We start from the raw sequence: 16,944 nt of genomic DNA, 5'->3' as shown, positions 1-16,944 counted from the left end.
TGTGCAGCATGATTAAGGCAGCTTTTTTGTGAAGCTTTAGTATCAGTGCACAAGGTTAATTACTGCAGTGCACTTTTCATCAGTCTAGAGTGATACACGTGTTGTTTTAACTCAACCATGAATCAAAAAAGTAAGATTAAAAATGCCGCTTACTTCTAGTCAGAAATAAGCGGCAGTTTCATTTTTAGTTATTAATATTTATCAAATATTAATAACTTGCTACTAAACTTACACCCGAATAGCTAGTGTATCCTAACATCATTACATGGTAGGTGGTTTCCACTGTAGGAGTTAGTGAACAGGTTTCATTATTGCCATTTTTGTATGGACGGCAATCAAAACTGCTCGTGCTAGGTTTGCTACCGGCTTTAACATATAAATCCGCATCGCCGTTGCCACCACTCATCGCTACAGTCAATGTTTTGTTTGCGGGTACAACGACTTTATAGAAAGTCTGCGAACTGCTAGTGCCAGTTAGGCCTGTTCTTGCTACGCCATTGACTAGACAATCACTGCCTGAGCAACTGGTGCCGCCTCCTACGCTATAGTCAGCCATTAGGTTAGCATTTGAGTAGGCTGCATAACCTTGTACCATGACATACCACTTACCCGCAGCTGGATTGGTAAAATCACAACTTTCATTATTGCCCGTTTTATAGGGGCGACATTGATAACTATTCACTGTTGGTTTGACACCTTGACTGACATAAATGTCCGCATCACCAGATCCTCCAGCTAATGCAATGGCAAGACTTGAAGCATTTGCAGGCACATCGATGAAATAGTAGTTCGCTGAACCCTGAGCCCCAGAAGTACTAATAGCTTGTCCATCTAAAAGCTCAGTATCTGTTGGCGGTGGGCAATTAGTACCACAACCACCCACTTCGTCTAACGAGAATAGCAGTGTGTTGGGTGAGCCCGTTTTTGCATCAGATACTTTACCGCCACTGCCACGCGTGGTCAGTAAGTTTGTCACTTGAGCTGGCGTCATAGTTGGAGTTTGATTAAGATAAACCGCAGCAACACCAGCTACATGGGGAGCTGCCATTGAGGTCCCGCTGATGGTATTAGTCGCACTATTTGAAGTATACCAAGCTGAAGTAATGCTTGAACCTGGGGCATAAATATCAAGACAAGTACCATAGTTTGAAAAGCTTGAACGGGAGTCAGAGCTTGTTGTTGAGCCTACAGTGACAGCATTGGCTGCACGAGCAGGAGAGTAATTACAAGCATTGCTATTGTCATTACCCGCAGCGACAACAAAACTGATACCTGCTGCAACAGCAGCATTCACTGCATCATCGGTTGCTTGTGATGCGCCGCCACCTAAACTCATATTCGCTACAGAAGGGCCTGAAGCATTATTTTTAACCCAGTTAATGCCTGAAATGACGCCTGAGTTACTACCAGAACCACTACAATTTAGTACGCGGACACCGACGATGTTAACGTTTTTGGCAACCCCGTAACTTGAACCACCAATCGTACCCGCTACATGTGTACCATGACCATTACAGTCAGTGGCATCAAAGTCATTATCAATAAAATCATAACCACTACTTGCGCGGCCACCAAATTCATTATGGCTAGTCAGTACTCCAGTATCAACCACATAAGCTGTGACACCAGAACCATCGAAATCATAGTGATAGTTATTATCTAAGGGTAAATCTCGCTGATCTATTCTGTCTAACCCCCAGGTAGGATTACCCTGATTACTATTGGCTTCTATTACTGGCGAAATAGACATCATTTGATCTTGTTCTATGTATTTAATTTTGGGGTCATTTTGAAGTTCAGCAATTTGTTTGGCATTAGCATTAATTAATACACCATTTAATGCGCTACCAAAGTTTTTTACTACGCTAATATCGTAGTTAGTGGCCAGTATATTCGCTTGCTGAGTTGAAAAGTCAGCTAAGGCTGATACGTCTTGAAGATTCAACACGCTAGGGGTATTAAATACCACGATATAATTATCTTTAATCGCTTTTGAACTGTCGACTAAAAGTAATTCTGCTGCCTGGGATTGAATTGGAAGTGTGCTCAGAGCTGCCAATACCGCAAGGGCTATTTTATGTTTTTGTATCATTTGATTCTCCATATTGTTGTTGCCTCCATGAATGTCGAGACTTATCCAAAATAGATTAAAAAGTGACATATTTGTCTTTTTGTTGTGGTGCGGTAGTTAGGGTTTAGGTTGATTAAGTAACAATTTGTTTACATATTGAGCATAAAAGCCGACTTGCAGATCCTGGAATAAATTACAGTATTAGTAATAAAGTAGGGGGTGGAAAGTTGGTTGCTTTTAGCGAAATTCATTAATTTTAATATCTATCAATAGTTTAGTTGTTTCTTATTCTAATTTTAATACTTTTTTGTCAGCCTTAAGGTGGGGGTTGTGGTTTGATTTTTAAGTTAAAAGTATTAATCTTTTCTGCGGTTGGTTGTTATCTTATGGAGGAAATGAGATGGCCATTTATTAAAAGGTCATTTTCAACCACAGAGATAAACATGTTTAGTTTCTGATAAATATGGGTATTTTAGTTAACCGAAACAAATGTAATCCCCTTTGCTATATTGTTCTGTTTAAATAATTGGCTCAAAAAAACCAGTCAGTTGACTGGTTTTGTGTTTTGCTGGTTATTATAGATTACGAGTACAACTTGTTAATACAGCTTGCTAATCACGACAAAAATAGCGTGATTAGCGCTGCAACTATCTTAGCTGTGACTTTAGCCGTTATTTCAGCTGCTGTAGCAAATAGGCATATACTAAGCTTGAAAGCTCGGCAGCTTGTTTGTTGTCTGCTGCACCAGCATGACCACCTTCCATATTTTCGTAATACAGCACATCAATTCCCATAGACTCCATTTTCGCGACCATTTTACGTGTGTGCCCAGGGTGGACACGATCATCACGGGTTGAGGTGGTGAAGAAGGCCTTAGGATACTTTTTGCTTTTATCTAAATTATGGTACGGCGAATACGTTTTAATATAAGCCCATTCATCAGCGATATCTGGATTACCATACTCGCCCATCCAGCTAGCTCCCGCTAACAATTGACTGAAGCGTTTCATGTCCAATAACGGTACTTGGCATACCACAGCATTGTATAAGTCAGGGCGGCGAGTCAGCGCTGCGCCCATTAATAGGCCGCCGTTACTGCCGCCTTGAATACCTAAATGCTGGCTTGAGGTGATGTTTCGGCTAATAAGATCTTCTGCTATGGCTTCAAAATCTTCATAGGCTTTATGACGATTTTGCTTTAACGCCGCCTGGTGCCAAGCCGGCCCGTATTCACCGCCGCCGCGTATGTTTGATAATACGTACACACCGCCTTGTTCTAGCCAGTTTTTACCTATGGTTGCTGAATATTTAGGGCGAAGTGAAATCTCAAATCCGCCGTAACCGTAAAGTAGGGTTGGATTCTTACCATTGAACTTCAGGTTTTTATCCATCACCACAAAGTAGGGTACTTTAGTGCCATCTTTTGAGGTGGCAAAGTATTGTTCAGTAACAAATCTTTCAGCATCAAACTGTTGTGGCAGCGACTTTAGTTTATTAATCGCTAATGTATTACCTTGCACTTCATACAAGCTAGAAGGCTCGAGAAAGCTGTTGTAATCGACATAGAAATCATCTCTGTCTTGCTCTATGTCAAAAATAGTTAGGCTGCCGTTAGCATCGAATGCCACCGGAGTTTGTACCCAGGTGCTGTCTGCTTTTGGTTCAAAACGTACCAGTTTGCTTTTTACATCTTCCAGGTAGTTAACGTATACCGCGCTTTTGCTAAAAGCGACCTGCGCGATAGCTGAATGGGCATCAGGGGCGGTTAATAACTGATATTCTGGTGTGGCGCTAATAAGAGAGGCGACAGGCGCATAAACTACAGCCCCTTGAGCGAGTTTTTGACTGGTTAACTCACTTTTAAGTTCAAGATAGATATTACCCTTGAAGTAGCCTTTAATTTCAGCGTCTTTGGGAATATTCAATTCAGTGAGTTTGCCTTGATCATAGACAAAGTGACTGGCAGTGTAGAAAGTATGATAATCGCCAATTAACACTATTTTCGATTCACCATCATCCAGTACCTGAGCGCCTGCGGCGACTGAGCTTTTATCTGACTGATAAATGAAGCTGGCTTTATCTAGGGCAGTGCCGCGTTGCCAAAGTTTGACTACGCTAGCATAGCCTGAATCTGTCATGCCTTCGGTGCCGCCAAAATCTGTTGCGACAAAAACTTGATCCTGGTTTAACCAGGTGAGATCCGATTTTGCTTCGGGTAACAAGAAACCATTTTTAATAAAGCTTTTAGTTTTTAGATTAAATTCTCGCACCTCAACCGCATCTGCGCCGCCACGGGAAAGTGATACTAAACACAGCGTATTGTCAGGGGTGTGACAATTAATGCCTTTAAAGACCCAGCTGACATCATCGGCTTTGGCAATGGCATCTATGTCTAAAACCGTTTCCCATTTAGGGTCATCTTTTACGTATTCGGCTAAGCTAGTGCGGCGATATATGCCTCGAACATGGCCTTCGTCTTTCCAAAAATTATACAGGTACTCACCCTTGCGTTCGGCATAGGGGATCCTGTCTTTACTGTTTAAAATAGCCAGTGAATTATCTACTAAGGTTTCAAAACCTTTATAAGACTTTATGGCTGCTGCGCTGTGGGCATTTTTTTCAGTTACCCAAGCCAAAGGCTTTTTACCTTCGACCTCTTCAAGCCATTGAAAGCTGTCTGTTTGCTCTGCCATTAATGTTGCCTTTACTGTTGTTTGTTGTACTACTGCTTGTTCCGCAAAGGCCGCTGTGGCGGTTATGCTACTTAAGACGCACAATGAAACGAGTGCCTTATTCATGTCCTTATCCCTTCTGCTACGGTTATTAGATCGGTAATCGCTGACTAAGCTAACCGAATCACGATATAAATCAAACAAGCATGATGCATTTTTATTGTTATAAAGCTGTAAAGATTTACTGCTTATTGGTTGTTATCCAGCTTATTTACTAGCATGGATTAAGACATGCATTAGGTGTATTTTTTTTAATAAAAAAGCCTCAAGGTAACTCCTTAAGGCTTGGGATTGACGCTATCGTGACTATGTCGCGATAAGAGAACTTACTGCTGGCACTCTTTAAGTAACTTAATAAAAAACTCGCTCCCTTTACGCTGAGCAAATTCGATATTTCGCTCTGGTATTGACTCAGGATCATCATAATCCGCTAAGGCCTTTTCCATACTGGCCTCTCTAATGATATGCAGTGTTGGGTAAGGAGCGCGATTGGTATAATTGGCAGAGCTATCTTGAGGTTCACCATCAAAACAATAGTCAGGGTGAAAACTGGCTATTTGAAACACCCCTTCAAATCCTTGCTCAACTAAAAGGTCGTTGGCTAAATCAACTAGGTCAAGATAGGGATAAAAGCCTTCAAATCCTCGGGGCAAAATAAACAGCGTAGTTTCAATGTCGGGTTTTTGTTCAAGTAAAATACATTCCATCACAAAGGCTTCAAGCACCTTTTTTACTTTAGCTTCCTCACAGGCGAAGTATCTAATGGTGCCGCGCTCCACTTCACGTCGTGCAAATGGGCAAATATTATATTTTACAATTACCCGCTTAACCCAATTTTCTGATTCAGCAATGCATGGATGTAAATCTGACATAAACTAGCCTATCTTTTTTAATGATTTGGAATGACCATCGGAATGATGGATGCCACGAGTAATATTGCCATACTGATATTAAATATTCGTTGTTGGCGTTCATTTTTAAGAATGCGCTTTAAGGCGACACCAAAGCCAAGCCAAACGATGGCGCAGGGAAATGCGACACACAAAAACACACCGGCAATAGTGATAACTTGAGGGGTGAGATCCTGGTGTACAGTGGTGAATGTGGCTATTGCGCCCACAGCCATAATCCAGCCTTTGGGATTTACCCATTGAAAAGCCGCTGCCTGTAGAAAGCTAAAAGGCTTGCTGATTTTTTTACCTTCCATCTTGCTACTGCTATTGGCAATAAGCCATGACAGGTATAACAAATAGCTTATCCCTAGCACTTTGATGATGGTATGTAAGATGGGGTAGGTTTGAAATACCGCTGCCATGCCTAAACCTACAGCAAGGATCATTAGCGGAAATCCAAGGCTAATGCCAAGAAGGTGAGGTACACTTTGTTTAATACCAAAGTTAACACCTGATGTCATTAACATGATGTTATTAGGGCCAGGGGTGATACCTGAAGAGAATGCAAACAATGCAATGGCGAAGACCAGTTCCATTTTGAGTCAATTTATCCGGTTCAATACATTAATGGCTGGCATTCTAACCAGTAACGTAATGACAATCTAATAAAAAGTTTACAAGAATAGATACTCGTTAATAAATTATTGTTATCTTAAGTTTATCGGGTTAATTGATTCGGATATTTTTCGCGATTTTGTATCAAACACTGTACTAACACTACACAATGTCATCTAAGTCAAAGATGGCGAAAATAGGGCCATTATTTATGTTAAAACACTTTAGTCAGTTTATTCTCTCTGTTTGCATGGTTATGCTAACAGCGTGTTCCGCCTCCAATATCGAGTCGATTCCAACAAGCCGCGTTACTATGGTGACTAGCGGTGATTTATCTTCTGTTGCCAAAACCTATGCCTGGCATGCAAGCATGTTTTCAGTCCATACAGCCAATAAAATAGATGAACAAACCTTAAAGACTCAGTTACGTGACTCAGTAGATAAGATAATGGCTGAAAAAGGCTATCTGGTGGTAAATACTACTGACTCGCCACAAATGACGATTGGTTTTGGTATGGCATTAGCATCAGAGATGAGCGATGCTGAAATATTAGCTAAGGCCGGGTTAGTGCCAGGGCTTGCGACTCAGGGAGTGGATAGCAAACATGAGAAAGGTTCTGTGCTGATAGCCTTGTTTAATCCAATCGTCGAACAACCTTTTTGGCGAGTGTTAGCTCAAGGGTTTACTGAACCGAATAACGACCTTGCACAAAGAGAAGCGCGTTTTGATAATTTAGCCAGAATAATGCTAAATTCAGTGCCTAACATGAAGTGAGTCGCCTTATTAAATAGTCAGTTCATTTACAGTGAATGACACTGTGATTAATATTAATTAAACCTCCGTTAATGGAGGTTTTTTGTTATTAATTGTTGGAAGTTAAGCGGTATTAATCAACCTTTCGGGCACTTAATCAGACTGTTGTTAGTTAAATCAGGGATATTGTTAAGTGATTAAATTTGGGGCGTAACCTTAGTATTAATGATTTAAACGCAATTCATGTCGATGTTCCTGATTATAACGGGAGGCGCAGATACTACAGCGTTGTTCAGTGGGATCGCTTTGTAAGCGTGATGCTTCTATTTCTGATTCACAATCTGAACATAGACCATATAAGCCTAAATCAAGTTGGCATAATGCGGCGTCTAAACGCATTAGGCGCTCAAATGAGCCGCAATCGGCCAGCTTTAATTCGCTAAGATAATCAATAAGGTTAGATAAATCCATTTGCTGAATAATATTGAGCTGCAGATCGGCAAGATGCTGCTGAATAAGCCCAAGACCAATTTCTGATCTAAGCGCTATCTCAATTTTTGATAATTGCGCTCGAATGTCCTGATTTTTCACCACATAACCTTTATTAGAGATAATCAATATAGCATGCCATTTTACGGGCTAGAAAATCCTGAGTTATGATGAAGATCAATTCTGAGTCAGATTTTAGCCATCAAACAGCATGTGTGGATTAAATTTTGTTAATTTACACATGCGACAAAGACAATTACCCGAAAGGTTGGTAGGAGAAAAGTAACCAATATCTAATTGAGTTCGTGTTGTGCTTTGTTTAACACAGATACAATTTCATCGGCGGTTTTAAATACTCTTAATTCACGAAATAAATCATCTGCTTGTGGGTATTGTCTATTCAAATAACAAAACCATTGTTTAATCCGTGCAGGCAAGTAATCTGCTTTTTTACCACTCAATTGTTTATCGGTATAACCGAGCAGTAAATCTAAGGTTTCTGCCCAAGTATAAGGTTGGCTACCATTTTTGATACACGCCCCTAAATTAGGCAATGAAATTGCGCCGCGGCCAATCATAATGTCGCTACAGCCAGTTACTTCCATACAGCGTTTGGCATCGGCTTCATTCCATATCTCGCCGTTGGCGATAACAGGTATAGGCAAGCGTTTTTTAACTTCAGTAATGTATTCCCAATAAGCTGGAGGCTTGTAACCATCGACTTTACTGCGGGCATGGATGGCTATTTCACTCGCACCTGCTTCATATATGGCTAGAGCATTTTCCATAAATAGTGACTTATCTTCGTAACCTAAACGAATTTTAGCGGTAACCGGCTGTTCAGCTGGTACGGCTTGGCGCATGGCTTTTACAATATTATGAAGGCTATCAGGGTATTGAAGTAAGACAGCGCCACCTTTATTTTTGTTAACTATTTTTGCTGGGCAGCCAAAGTTAACATCTACACCACGGGAGCCAAGTTCAACCGCACGCACAGCATTCTCAGCCATCCACTCAGGATGTTGACCGAGTAATTGCACTCTTACCGGTGTACCGTTAGGTGTTAAACCATTATTGTGCAGTTCAGGGCACAGCTTATAGTAGACTTTTTCAGGTAATAGTTGATCCACCACACGCACAAATTCGGTAACCACTATATCAAAAGGGTTAATAGTGGATAAAATATCGCGCATCAAATCATCAACTACGCCTTCCATCGGCGCTAATATAAGTCGCACAGCATTCTCACAGGTTAAAAATAAAGGGCGTCATTTTAACCTGAAACTCGGATGATGCCAGTGTTAGTTTTACAGGCTTAAGCTTAAAATTTAAAAACGTATTGAAACCATCAGGATATGCTCTATGATTAAGCAGCTTTGTTAATTCCTAACAGCTTTAGGAATGGCAAATGTTGATCAAGTTAAAATTATTTTAAATTTTTTGAAATTTATTATTTAGTCGCTAGGTCTTTATATGCAAGCCAGCAATGATGTTGGTCATCATTCAAAATTTATTTACAAGGAATCAAAACATGAACTCAATTAAGCAAACTACCTTAGCAGTGGCTTTAGGCGCAGTAGTAATGAGTGCTGGCATGGCAACTGAAGCTCAAGCAAACCCATTTGGATTCGAGCAACTGACCCAAGGTTACCAATTAGATGGTGGCGAAGGTAAATGTGGTGAAGGTAAATGCGGCGCTGACATGAAAAAAACTGCTGAAAAAGCGGCTGAAGGTAAATGTGGTGAAGGCAAGTGCGGCGGCGACATGAAAAAAAGCGCTGAAAAAGCAGCCGAAGGTAAATGTGGCGAAGGCAAGTGCGGCGGCGACATGAAAAAAAGTGCTGAAAAAGCAGTTGAAGGTAAATGTGGCGAAGGCAAGTGTGGCGGCGACATGAAAAAAACTGCTGAAAAGGCCAAAGAAGGTAAATGTGGTGAAGGTAAGTGTGGTGGTAACAAATAATCACAAATTTACCTAAATAATTATTCTCCAAATAAGGCCTGTTTTCAGGCCTTATGTTTATTGTAAATAAGTACTTTGTTGTAAGGATTTGTCTATGTCTGCTGCCCATCAAATAATGCCTAATGCAATGGTAGGTTTAGGTCTTAGGCGGGAAATGTTGGACGAGTTCTGTCAGCTTACTCCTAAAGCGATAGAGTTTTTTGAAGTGGCACCGGAAAACTGGATGACCTTAGGCGGCAAATATGCTGGCCAATTCAAACAGCTTACCGAACGTCATCCCTTCTTTTGTCATGGACTTTCTTTATCTATTGGCAGCCCAGCACCACTTGATGCTGAGTTTGTCAGAAATATTAAAACCTTTTTAGACTCACATAAGATTGAAATTTACTCAGAACATTTAAGTTATTGTTCTGGGGCAGGGCATATGTACGATTTAATGCCAATACCGTTTACCGAAGAGGCGGTTATTCACACTGCCAAACGTATAAAGCAAGTTGAAGATATTTTAGAGCGGCCTTTTATTGTTGAAAACGTGTCTTTTTATGCCGCTCCGGGCGCGCAGATGACTGAGCTTGCGTTTGTTAATGCTGTGCTGGCTGAGGCTGATTGTAAACTGTTGCTCGATGTGAATAACATTTATGTTAATTCCGTTAATCATCAATATGACGCTAATGCATTTTTAGCAGCTATGCCTACAGAACGTATCGCTTACTTGCATATTGCGGGACATTATCAAGAAGATATTGACTTAATGATTGATACTCATGGGGCAGATATTATCGATCCTGTATGGGCATTATTGCAGGAGTGTTATCGCATTCATGGGGTCAAACCCACCCTGTTAGAACGTGATTTTAATATACCGCCGACAGAAATATTATTGCAAGAAATCAACCAAATACATGCATTTCAACAGCAAGCAACAGCGGCGCTAACAGTGAGGAAAGCCTAATGGAATTTACTGCCATTCAACAGGGCTTTATGAACTATATACGTGATCCTAGTCAGCCACTACCTGAAGGTATTGAGCCAAGACGTATGACGATTTACCGTGAGTTATTCTTTAATAACATTAATGGCTTTATTTCTAGCGCATTTCCGGTTGTAAAAACTCTGTACCATGAATCAGACTGGCTTGCGTTAGTACAACAGTTTTTTGTTGAGCATGATTGTCACACGCCTATATTTATTGAAATAGCAGGCGAGTTTTTAGCGTTTTTACAGCAGTATCAATTAAAACCGACTGACCCGATTTTTCTATTAGAGTTGGCGCATTATGAATGGTTAGAATTAGTGGTAGCTACTCAACAAGCTAGTCAAACACAGCAAGCCTTGACGATTGATGAGTTAACGACCAGTCCGCTACAAATGTCAGCGTGCGCCAAAGTGGCGCAATACCAATTTGATGTGCAACATATTAGTGTAGATTATCAGCCAGTTGAACCGCCTGAACAAGCGCAATATTTTTGTGTTTACCGTGACCTTGACGACGAGGTGGCATTCTTACAGTTGAACCCATTAACGGCACAGGTATTAGCATTAGTTGCACAGCGTACCGATTTAACAGGGAAAAATCAGCAACAGCAGAACTTCACATTAGCTGAAATAGTCACTTGGTTAACAGAGCAATACCCACAGATGCAAACCGAGGCATTGACCAATGGATGTGTGCAATTGCTGTCGCAAATGGTTGAAAAAGGCATTGTCGTTACCAGTCGATAATATTGACAATAAAGGCCATAAAATATTTAAGGTTTTTATTGTCAATGATTCCCAGTAAAATGCCGCCGTTGTGATCCGGTTCACGTTTTTTGCGTAATATATAACGCGATATGTTGACTGGACACAGGTCAAACATAACCAAGTTCTTTTGCCGAAGGAAATATCATGAGCGAGCCGTTTAAAGATCCATTCAACATTTTTTATTTAATTGGTTTTATTGCTGTTTTACTTATTCCGACACTGCCAGCAACATTAACTTGGTTAAAAATATCTGGCTTAATTTAGTCCAGACATTAGGCTATAATAACCAGCAAGACCAGAGCCACTCATGTAGAGTGGTTTTTTATTTTAGGGTGACTAAGTATGATACTAAAGCGCGGCTTATATCTTTGCGTAGGACTACTTAGTTTAATACTTGGCATCATAGGTATTATCCTGCCTTTATTGCCAACAGTGCCTTTTATCCTATTGGCAGCATTTTGTTTTGCGCGTTCAAGTGACAAACTGCACCAATGGTTAATGACACACCCTTGGTTTTCTGAAGCAATACATAATTGGCAAACTAAGCGGGCAATGGATAAATCTTTAAAGCGCCGCGCGATGATAATGACCACATTAAGTTTTGCGTTAAGTATCACCATAGTGCCCATTATTTGGGTGAAAGCGATGCTGTTTTTTATGTTATGTGGTTTGTTGCTTTATTTGTGGCAGATCCCAGAGTTAACAGAATAATTGCACAACAGTTGCAAGCCATCAGCAACAGGCTTAAGATCGCTTCTATAATTAAAACAGTCCCAAGCGGGGCTTTTTTATTGCAATCACATTTAAAGAGTTCTCATTATGATGAATAAAGACAGTTTAGCGCTGATTAAGCAAAGCATTAAAACCATTCCTGATTACCCTAAAGCGGGCATCATGTTTCGCGATGTCACCAGCCTGCTAGAAAATGCAGAAGCTTACAAAGCCACTATTGCTTTATTAGTTGCACATTATCAATCTAAAGGCTTTACCAAGGTGGTAGGCACTGAAGCACGCGGTTTCTTATTTGGTGCACCTTTAGCGCTTGAGCTCGGTATCGGTTTTGTTCCTGTGCGTAAGCCTGGTAAATTACCGCGCGAGACCATCAGCCAAAGTTATCAACTAGAATACGGCAAAGACACTTTAGAAATTCATATTGATGCGATAAATGCCGATGACAAAGTGTTAGTGATTGATGATTTATTAGCCACAGGTGGCACAATTGAAGCTACGGTTAAGCTAATTCGCCAATTAGGTGGTGAAGTTAAACATGCAGCCTTTGTTATTTCATTACCTGAAATTGGTGGTGAAGCACGCTTAAAAGGCATGGGCATAGAAGTATTAAGCTTATGTGAGTTTGAAGGTGAGTAAGCAGCTTTATCAACAAGATTAGAATTGTTGATAAAGCCAGCTAATAGCCGCCAAACAATAGCCTGTGGCTGTTTTGCATGTTATTGTTTGGCATAATTAGCGGGATCAATTCCCGAACTGTTTAGCTTGGGGAATTGCATGTCTTATCAGGTGTTAGCCCGTAAATGGCGCCCTGCCAAATTTGAACAAATGGTCGGTCAAGCGCATGTACTGTTAGCGCTGACTAACGCATTAAGTCAACAACGTTTACATCATGCTTATTTATTTACCGGCACCCGTGGGGTAGGTAAAACCAGTTTGGCGCGCCTGTTTGCCAAAGGCTTAAACTGTGAGCAAGGCGTGACGGCAAATCCTTGTGGTGTATGTTCAAGTTGTGAAGAAATTGCCCAGGGTCGATTCGTCGATTTAATTGAGGTCGATGCTGCTTCACGAACCAAAGTTGATGACACCCGAGAATTATTAGATAACGTCCAATATCGTCCTTCACGTGGCCGCTATAAAGTCTACTTAATTGATGAAGTTCATATGCTTTCTCGTAGCAGTTTTAATGCCTTGCTTAAAACCTTAGAAGAGCCTCCCGAACACGTAAAATTCCTACTAGCGACAACTGACCCGCAAAAGTTACCTGTTACCGTGCTGTCACGTTGTTTGCAGTTCAATTTAAAAAGCTTATCCCAAGAAGAAATTGCCAAACAGTTAGATTTTGTTTTAACCCAAGAGCAATTACCCTTTGAAAACCAGGCGCTGACGTTATTAGCTAAAGCAGCCAATGGCAGTATGCGTGATGCATTAAGTTTGACCGATCAGGCCATTGCCTTTGGTTCTGGTCAAGTGATGCATCAACAGGTACAAACCATGTTGGGCAGTATTGACCAGCAGCAAGTTATTGCACTGTTAAAAGCCCTGTGTGATGCCGATATTGAACCTTTAATGCAAACCGTTTCAAAGGTGTTAGCATTTGGTGCTGATGCGCAAGAAGTACTGCGCAGCTTATTGGAATTACTGCATCAAATCACCTTGACTCAATTTGCTCCAGCAGCGGCGCAGTCATCTTTATACAGCGAACAAATTTTGGCTTTTGCCCAGCAAATATCCGCTGAGCAAATTCAGCTCTACTATCAAATGTTACTGGCTGGACGCAAAGACTTACCTTTTGCCCCAGATCCAAAATCAGGTTTAGAGATGGCTTTATTGCGCGCAGTTGCATTTGTGCCAGAAAAACAGACTAAACGCTGGGTGACTGACACAGCTGCTAAAGTCGATTTGACTGAGGCCGCGTTAACATCGCAAGAGGTCATAGAGACTCGCCCAAAGTTCGCAACTGAAAATGTTATTCAACAACCTTTAGTCGCTGATACTGAAGAAGCGACGGGTATTGAGATCACTAGTTTAGAACACGCCAGTATTGAAAATATTAGTGCTCAAGCCAGTGATACTAAAACAGTGGTTGAGCAAAGCACGCCGTTAGCTGTCCATTCGCACTCTCAACCTCAACCTCAACCTCAAGATGACTTTGACGATAAGGCTGTCGTTGATAATGAAGATGATGCGGCCGCAGAATTAATTGCCCAGCAGGCCATGGTGCTTAATCAGGCTGAAAGTATGGGCTTTGCTAGCAATAGCAATGCTACCAAGATAATTGACAGTGAAAGTGAAAGTGAAAGTGAAAGTGAAAGTGAGACTGACATAAGCCTTCAATCTGAAACGGAACTCACTATTACGGCTGCAGTTGAGCCTGAATTTATTGATAATAACCAGTCAAGCGATCAATCAAATGATCAATATTCTACCACCGACTATGGTGACTATAGTGATATTCAATACGGTGACGATGACGGTCAAGATAATAGCGACTATGAAGATTATCTTGCTTATAATCAGCACTCTGCTGAAAATGCATCACTCACTCCGCTTCAGCCAACAAAAGGGCTTAAAGCTGATAGTGAACAATTAGATCCATCCGTCAGTTCATCAGTTCAGCAAAATGATGGCACAATAAACAATACCGATGGATTGGTTGAATTGGATGATGACCCATTAGATGACATTCTCGATCTCGTATTAGCCAGTAGAGACACTTTATTGGCTGAAGTTATTGCCCATAAAGCGCAGGATGAAGTCGATGCTTCACATAAAAAAGCGGCAGATAAACAGCAAGCTAAGCAATCTAAGCTTGGCAGTGTTAGCACCCTTGAGCTTAAAAGTAATGATAAAATAGCACCGCAGCAATCATTGGCCCAAGATGAAGAGCCGCAAACTGTCATAGCAGAGTCTGCTTATCCTGCGACAACAACTATACCAACTCAAAACACTCACGCCCATCAAGCTGATACCGTTTATGACAGGCCACCTTGGGAAGCTCCAACAGATGAAGAGCTGGCAGAAAAAGTCCAGTCAAGATTATCGCAAAGTGAGCCTTTAAGTTTACCTTCAGAGCCAGTTATATCGTCTGTGCCAACTGAACCATCACTTGAGCAGCATAAGACGCCTGTTGGTAATAATTCCAATGATACGATAACAAATCATGTCGAAATGGCGGATGTAGATACTCAGCAGCATGTACAAGTTGAACCTGTGGCTGAAACGACACCTGCTATTGGTTACCCTACAGTTATCGGCCATAAAATTACTGGTCATACTGTCGACTTACATTGGTATCAAGTCATGGCACAAGTGAAGGTTGGTGGGCGCGTTAGACAGCTTGGGGTGAACTCTTTGTGTAAAGAGGTATCAAACCCGATACAACTCACCCTAAAACCGGATCAAAAACATCTGTGTGCAGATATTGCGATTGGCCAATTACAAGCTGGGTTATCGGCGTTTTTACAACAAGATATTCAAGTGAATATTGATATTGGCCAAGATGCACAACGGGAAACACCGCTAGAGTTACGCAAACGTTTTCACCGTGAATTAGTGTTACAAGCTAAGCAATCGATACTGACAGATGACAGTGTAAAGTGGATGATAGACGAGCTTGCAGCTCAATTAGATGACGACTCAGTGGTTTATCCACCTGAGCAGCTTAATACCGTGGCGGAACAAATTCCCGCATTACTTGGGTAAGTCCTTTCATGGGCAAAAATTCACTTGTTATACAATTCATCGCTTAGATATAGTGATGTTTGACAATCGCCATTAAGCGTTAACCTTAACTTTGAATAGGTTAGCAAGTTCGCAAATTTATATTAACCCGTTTGCTAATCTGATTAATTTCAGTAAAATCAGGTTAATTTTGGCGACTTGCTATAACTCAGATTATTTAATAGAGAAAGAGAAAAGATTATGTTTGGAAAAGGCGGCATGGGCAACTTAATGAAGCAAGCCCAAATGATGCAAGACAAAATGGCTAAAGTGCAGGAAGAAATTGCCCGTATGGAAGTTGTTGGCGAGTCTGGCGCAGGTTTAGTTAAAATCACCATGACAGGTGCACACAATGTGCGTCGTGTTGAAATTGATCCAAGTTTGATGGAAGACGATAAAGAAATGCTGGAAGATTTAATTGCAGCAGCATGTAATGATGCCGTTCGTCGTGTTGAAGAAAATCAGAAAACTAAAATGGCTGAAGTGACTGGCGGTATGCAATTACCACCAGGCATGAAAATGCCGTTCTAATACGAGCCCATTACCACAATTTCAATCACGAAATAGTGGTAATAATAAAAAGCTCAAGCCGTGATGGCTTGAGCTTTTTTGATCTCAATTTATAGATCAACCTACTTACTATAAGCACCACTGGCATAATGTAACTCATAGCTGTGGCTGTAAATTTCTAAGATATTACCAAATGGGTCTTCCATATAAATCATCCGATATGGTTTTTCACCAGGGTAATAGTAACGGGGCGCTTTCATACGTTTTTTACCACCAGCAGCAACAATTTTCTCCGCTAAACCTTCAACATCAGGGTCTTGAACACAGAAGTGAAATATTCCTGTTTTCCAGTACTCAAAGTTATTTTCTGGGTTTTCCTGATTATTAAATTGAAACAGTTCCACGCCAATTCGGTCACCGGTAGACATATGGGCAATGTTAAATGACTTCCAGCCAGCGCCAAACACATCGGTACACATTTCACCAATAGCACTGTCATCTTCAATAATTTCTGTGGGTTCCATAATTAAATACCAACCTAACACCTCAGTATAGAATTTTACCGCCGCCTTGATGTCAGGCACTGAGATACCAATGTGTGAAAAACTGCGTGGATAATTGTTTGTCATAAAAATCTCTACTGTTACGGATGTTTTGTTTCAATGAGGTTAGTGTATTTAAAAATAACATCATTTAAAAATTATCATAAATACTCATTATGATAA

The 16,944-nt window shown here is 40.9% G+C and carries 15 protein-coding genes; 8 read left to right on the top strand and 7 right to left on the bottom strand.

The window, feature by feature from the left end; genetic code table 11:
- Window positions 1-208 precede the first annotated feature (208 nt).
- The 4 genes from ACRWQL_RS02990 to ACRWQL_RS02975 all read right to left on the bottom strand — a co-directional run bounded on the left by ACRWQL_RS02990 (window position 209) and on the right by ACRWQL_RS02975 (window position 6,292).
- Window positions 209-2,092, bottom strand: a complete 1,884-nt coding sequence (locus ACRWQL_RS02990) for a S8 family serine peptidase (RefSeq protein ID WP_434952283.1) — start codon at window positions 2,090-2,092, stop codon at window positions 209-211.
- A 650-nt stretch (window positions 2,093-2,742) separates the two neighbouring features.
- On the bottom strand, window positions 2,743-4,869 hold the full coding sequence (locus tag ACRWQL_RS02985) for a prolyl oligopeptidase family serine peptidase (RefSeq protein ID WP_434952281.1): 2,127 nt from the start codon (window positions 4,867-4,869) through the stop codon (window positions 2,743-2,745).
- A gap of 260 nt (window positions 4,870-5,129) precedes the next feature.
- Window positions 5,130-5,675, bottom strand: coding sequence for a DUF1415 domain-containing protein (locus tag ACRWQL_RS02980; RefSeq protein ID WP_434952279.1), 546 nt, complete (start codon window positions 5,673-5,675; stop codon window positions 5,130-5,132).
- 17 nt (window positions 5,676-5,692) lie between these two features.
- A complete protein-coding gene (locus tag ACRWQL_RS02975) occupies window positions 5,693-6,292 on the bottom strand; it encodes a LysE family translocator (protein ID WP_434925861.1) in 600 nt (199 codons plus the stop codon).
- A gap of 230 nt (window positions 6,293-6,522) precedes the next feature.
- Here ACRWQL_RS02975 and ACRWQL_RS02970 point away from each other — a divergent pair, with 230 nt between their 5' ends.
- The gene (locus ACRWQL_RS02970) at window positions 6,523-7,086 is read left to right on the top strand and encodes a DUF4136 domain-containing protein (RefSeq protein WP_434952277.1); all 564 of its coding nucleotides are present in this window, start codon (window positions 6,523-6,525) and stop codon (window positions 7,084-7,086) included.
- Window positions 7,087-7,287: 201 nt separating this feature from the next.
- Here ACRWQL_RS02970 and ACRWQL_RS02965 read toward each other — a convergent pair whose 3' ends face one another.
- Both ACRWQL_RS02965 and ACRWQL_RS02960 read right to left on the bottom strand, forming a co-directional pair.
- Complete coding sequence (locus tag ACRWQL_RS02965; protein ID WP_434952275.1) at window positions 7,288-7,656, bottom strand: TraR/DksA family transcriptional regulator; 369 nt, start codon at window positions 7,654-7,656, stop codon at window positions 7,288-7,290.
- 191 nt (window positions 7,657-7,847) lie between these two features.
- The gene (locus ACRWQL_RS02960) at window positions 7,848-8,792 is read right to left on the bottom strand and encodes a tRNA-dihydrouridine synthase (RefSeq protein ID WP_434952273.1); all 945 of its coding nucleotides are present in this window, start codon (window positions 8,790-8,792) and stop codon (window positions 7,848-7,850) included.
- A gap of 293 nt (window positions 8,793-9,085) precedes the next feature.
- Here ACRWQL_RS02960 and ACRWQL_RS02955 point away from each other — a divergent pair, with 293 nt between their 5' ends.
- The 7 genes from ACRWQL_RS02955 (at window position 9,086) to ACRWQL_RS02925 (ending at window position 16,240) form a co-directional block, all read left to right on the top strand.
- Window positions 9,086-9,514 (top strand): HvfA family oxazolone/thioamide-modified RiPP metallophore, encoded by a 429-nt coding sequence (locus ACRWQL_RS02955; RefSeq protein ID WP_434929980.1) that lies wholly within the window; start codon window positions 9,086-9,088, stop codon window positions 9,512-9,514.
- A gap of 94 nt (window positions 9,515-9,608) precedes the next feature.
- Window positions 9,609-10,466 carry an HvfB family MNIO-type RiPP peptide maturase gene (locus tag ACRWQL_RS02950; protein WP_434952272.1) on the top strand — a complete coding sequence of 286 codons (858 nt, stop codon included), beginning with the start codon at window positions 9,609-9,611 and terminating at the stop codon, window positions 10,464-10,466.
- Window positions 10,466-11,236, top strand: coding sequence for an HvfC family RiPP maturation protein (locus ACRWQL_RS02945; protein WP_434952270.1), 771 nt, complete (start codon window positions 10,466-10,468; stop codon window positions 11,234-11,236). The genes ACRWQL_RS02950 and ACRWQL_RS02945 overlap by 1 nt, the downstream gene beginning before the upstream one ends.
- Window positions 11,237-11,599: 363 nt before the next feature.
- Window positions 11,600-11,968 carry a YbaN family protein gene (locus ACRWQL_RS02940; RefSeq protein WP_434952268.1) on the top strand — a complete coding sequence of 123 codons (369 nt, stop codon included), beginning with the start codon at window positions 11,600-11,602 and terminating at the stop codon, window positions 11,966-11,968.
- A gap of 105 nt (window positions 11,969-12,073) precedes the next feature.
- Entirely contained in the window at window positions 12,074-12,625 is a 552-nt protein-coding gene (gene apt, locus ACRWQL_RS02935; protein WP_226415957.1) for an adenine phosphoribosyltransferase, read from the top strand.
- 138 nt (window positions 12,626-12,763) lie between these two features.
- Window positions 12,764-15,691 carry a DNA polymerase III subunit gamma/tau gene (dnaX, locus tag ACRWQL_RS02930; protein ID WP_434952266.1) on the top strand — a complete coding sequence of 976 codons (2,928 nt, stop codon included), beginning with the start codon at window positions 12,764-12,766 and terminating at the stop codon, window positions 15,689-15,691.
- Between the two features lie 219 nt (window positions 15,692-15,910).
- The gene (locus tag ACRWQL_RS02925) at window positions 15,911-16,240 is read left to right on the top strand and encodes a YbaB/EbfC family nucleoid-associated protein (protein ID WP_226410242.1); all 330 of its coding nucleotides are present in this window, start codon (window positions 15,911-15,913) and stop codon (window positions 16,238-16,240) included.
- A gap of 101 nt (window positions 16,241-16,341) precedes the next feature.
- Here the strand turns inward: ACRWQL_RS02925 and ACRWQL_RS02920 are convergent, their stop codons facing one another.
- On the bottom strand, window positions 16,342-16,848 hold the full coding sequence (locus tag ACRWQL_RS02920) for a lactoylglutathione lyase family protein (protein WP_434952264.1): 507 nt from the start codon (window positions 16,846-16,848) through the stop codon (window positions 16,342-16,344).
- Window positions 16,849-16,944 lie beyond the last annotated feature (96 nt).

Source organism: Shewanella sp. HL-SH4 (genome assembly GCF_051164845.1).
Lineage (GTDB): Bacteria > Pseudomonadota > Gammaproteobacteria > Enterobacterales > Shewanellaceae > Shewanella > Shewanella glacialimarina.
Note: the sequence above shows the minus strand (reverse complement) of the source record. Positions and strands in the feature narration are given on the sequence as shown.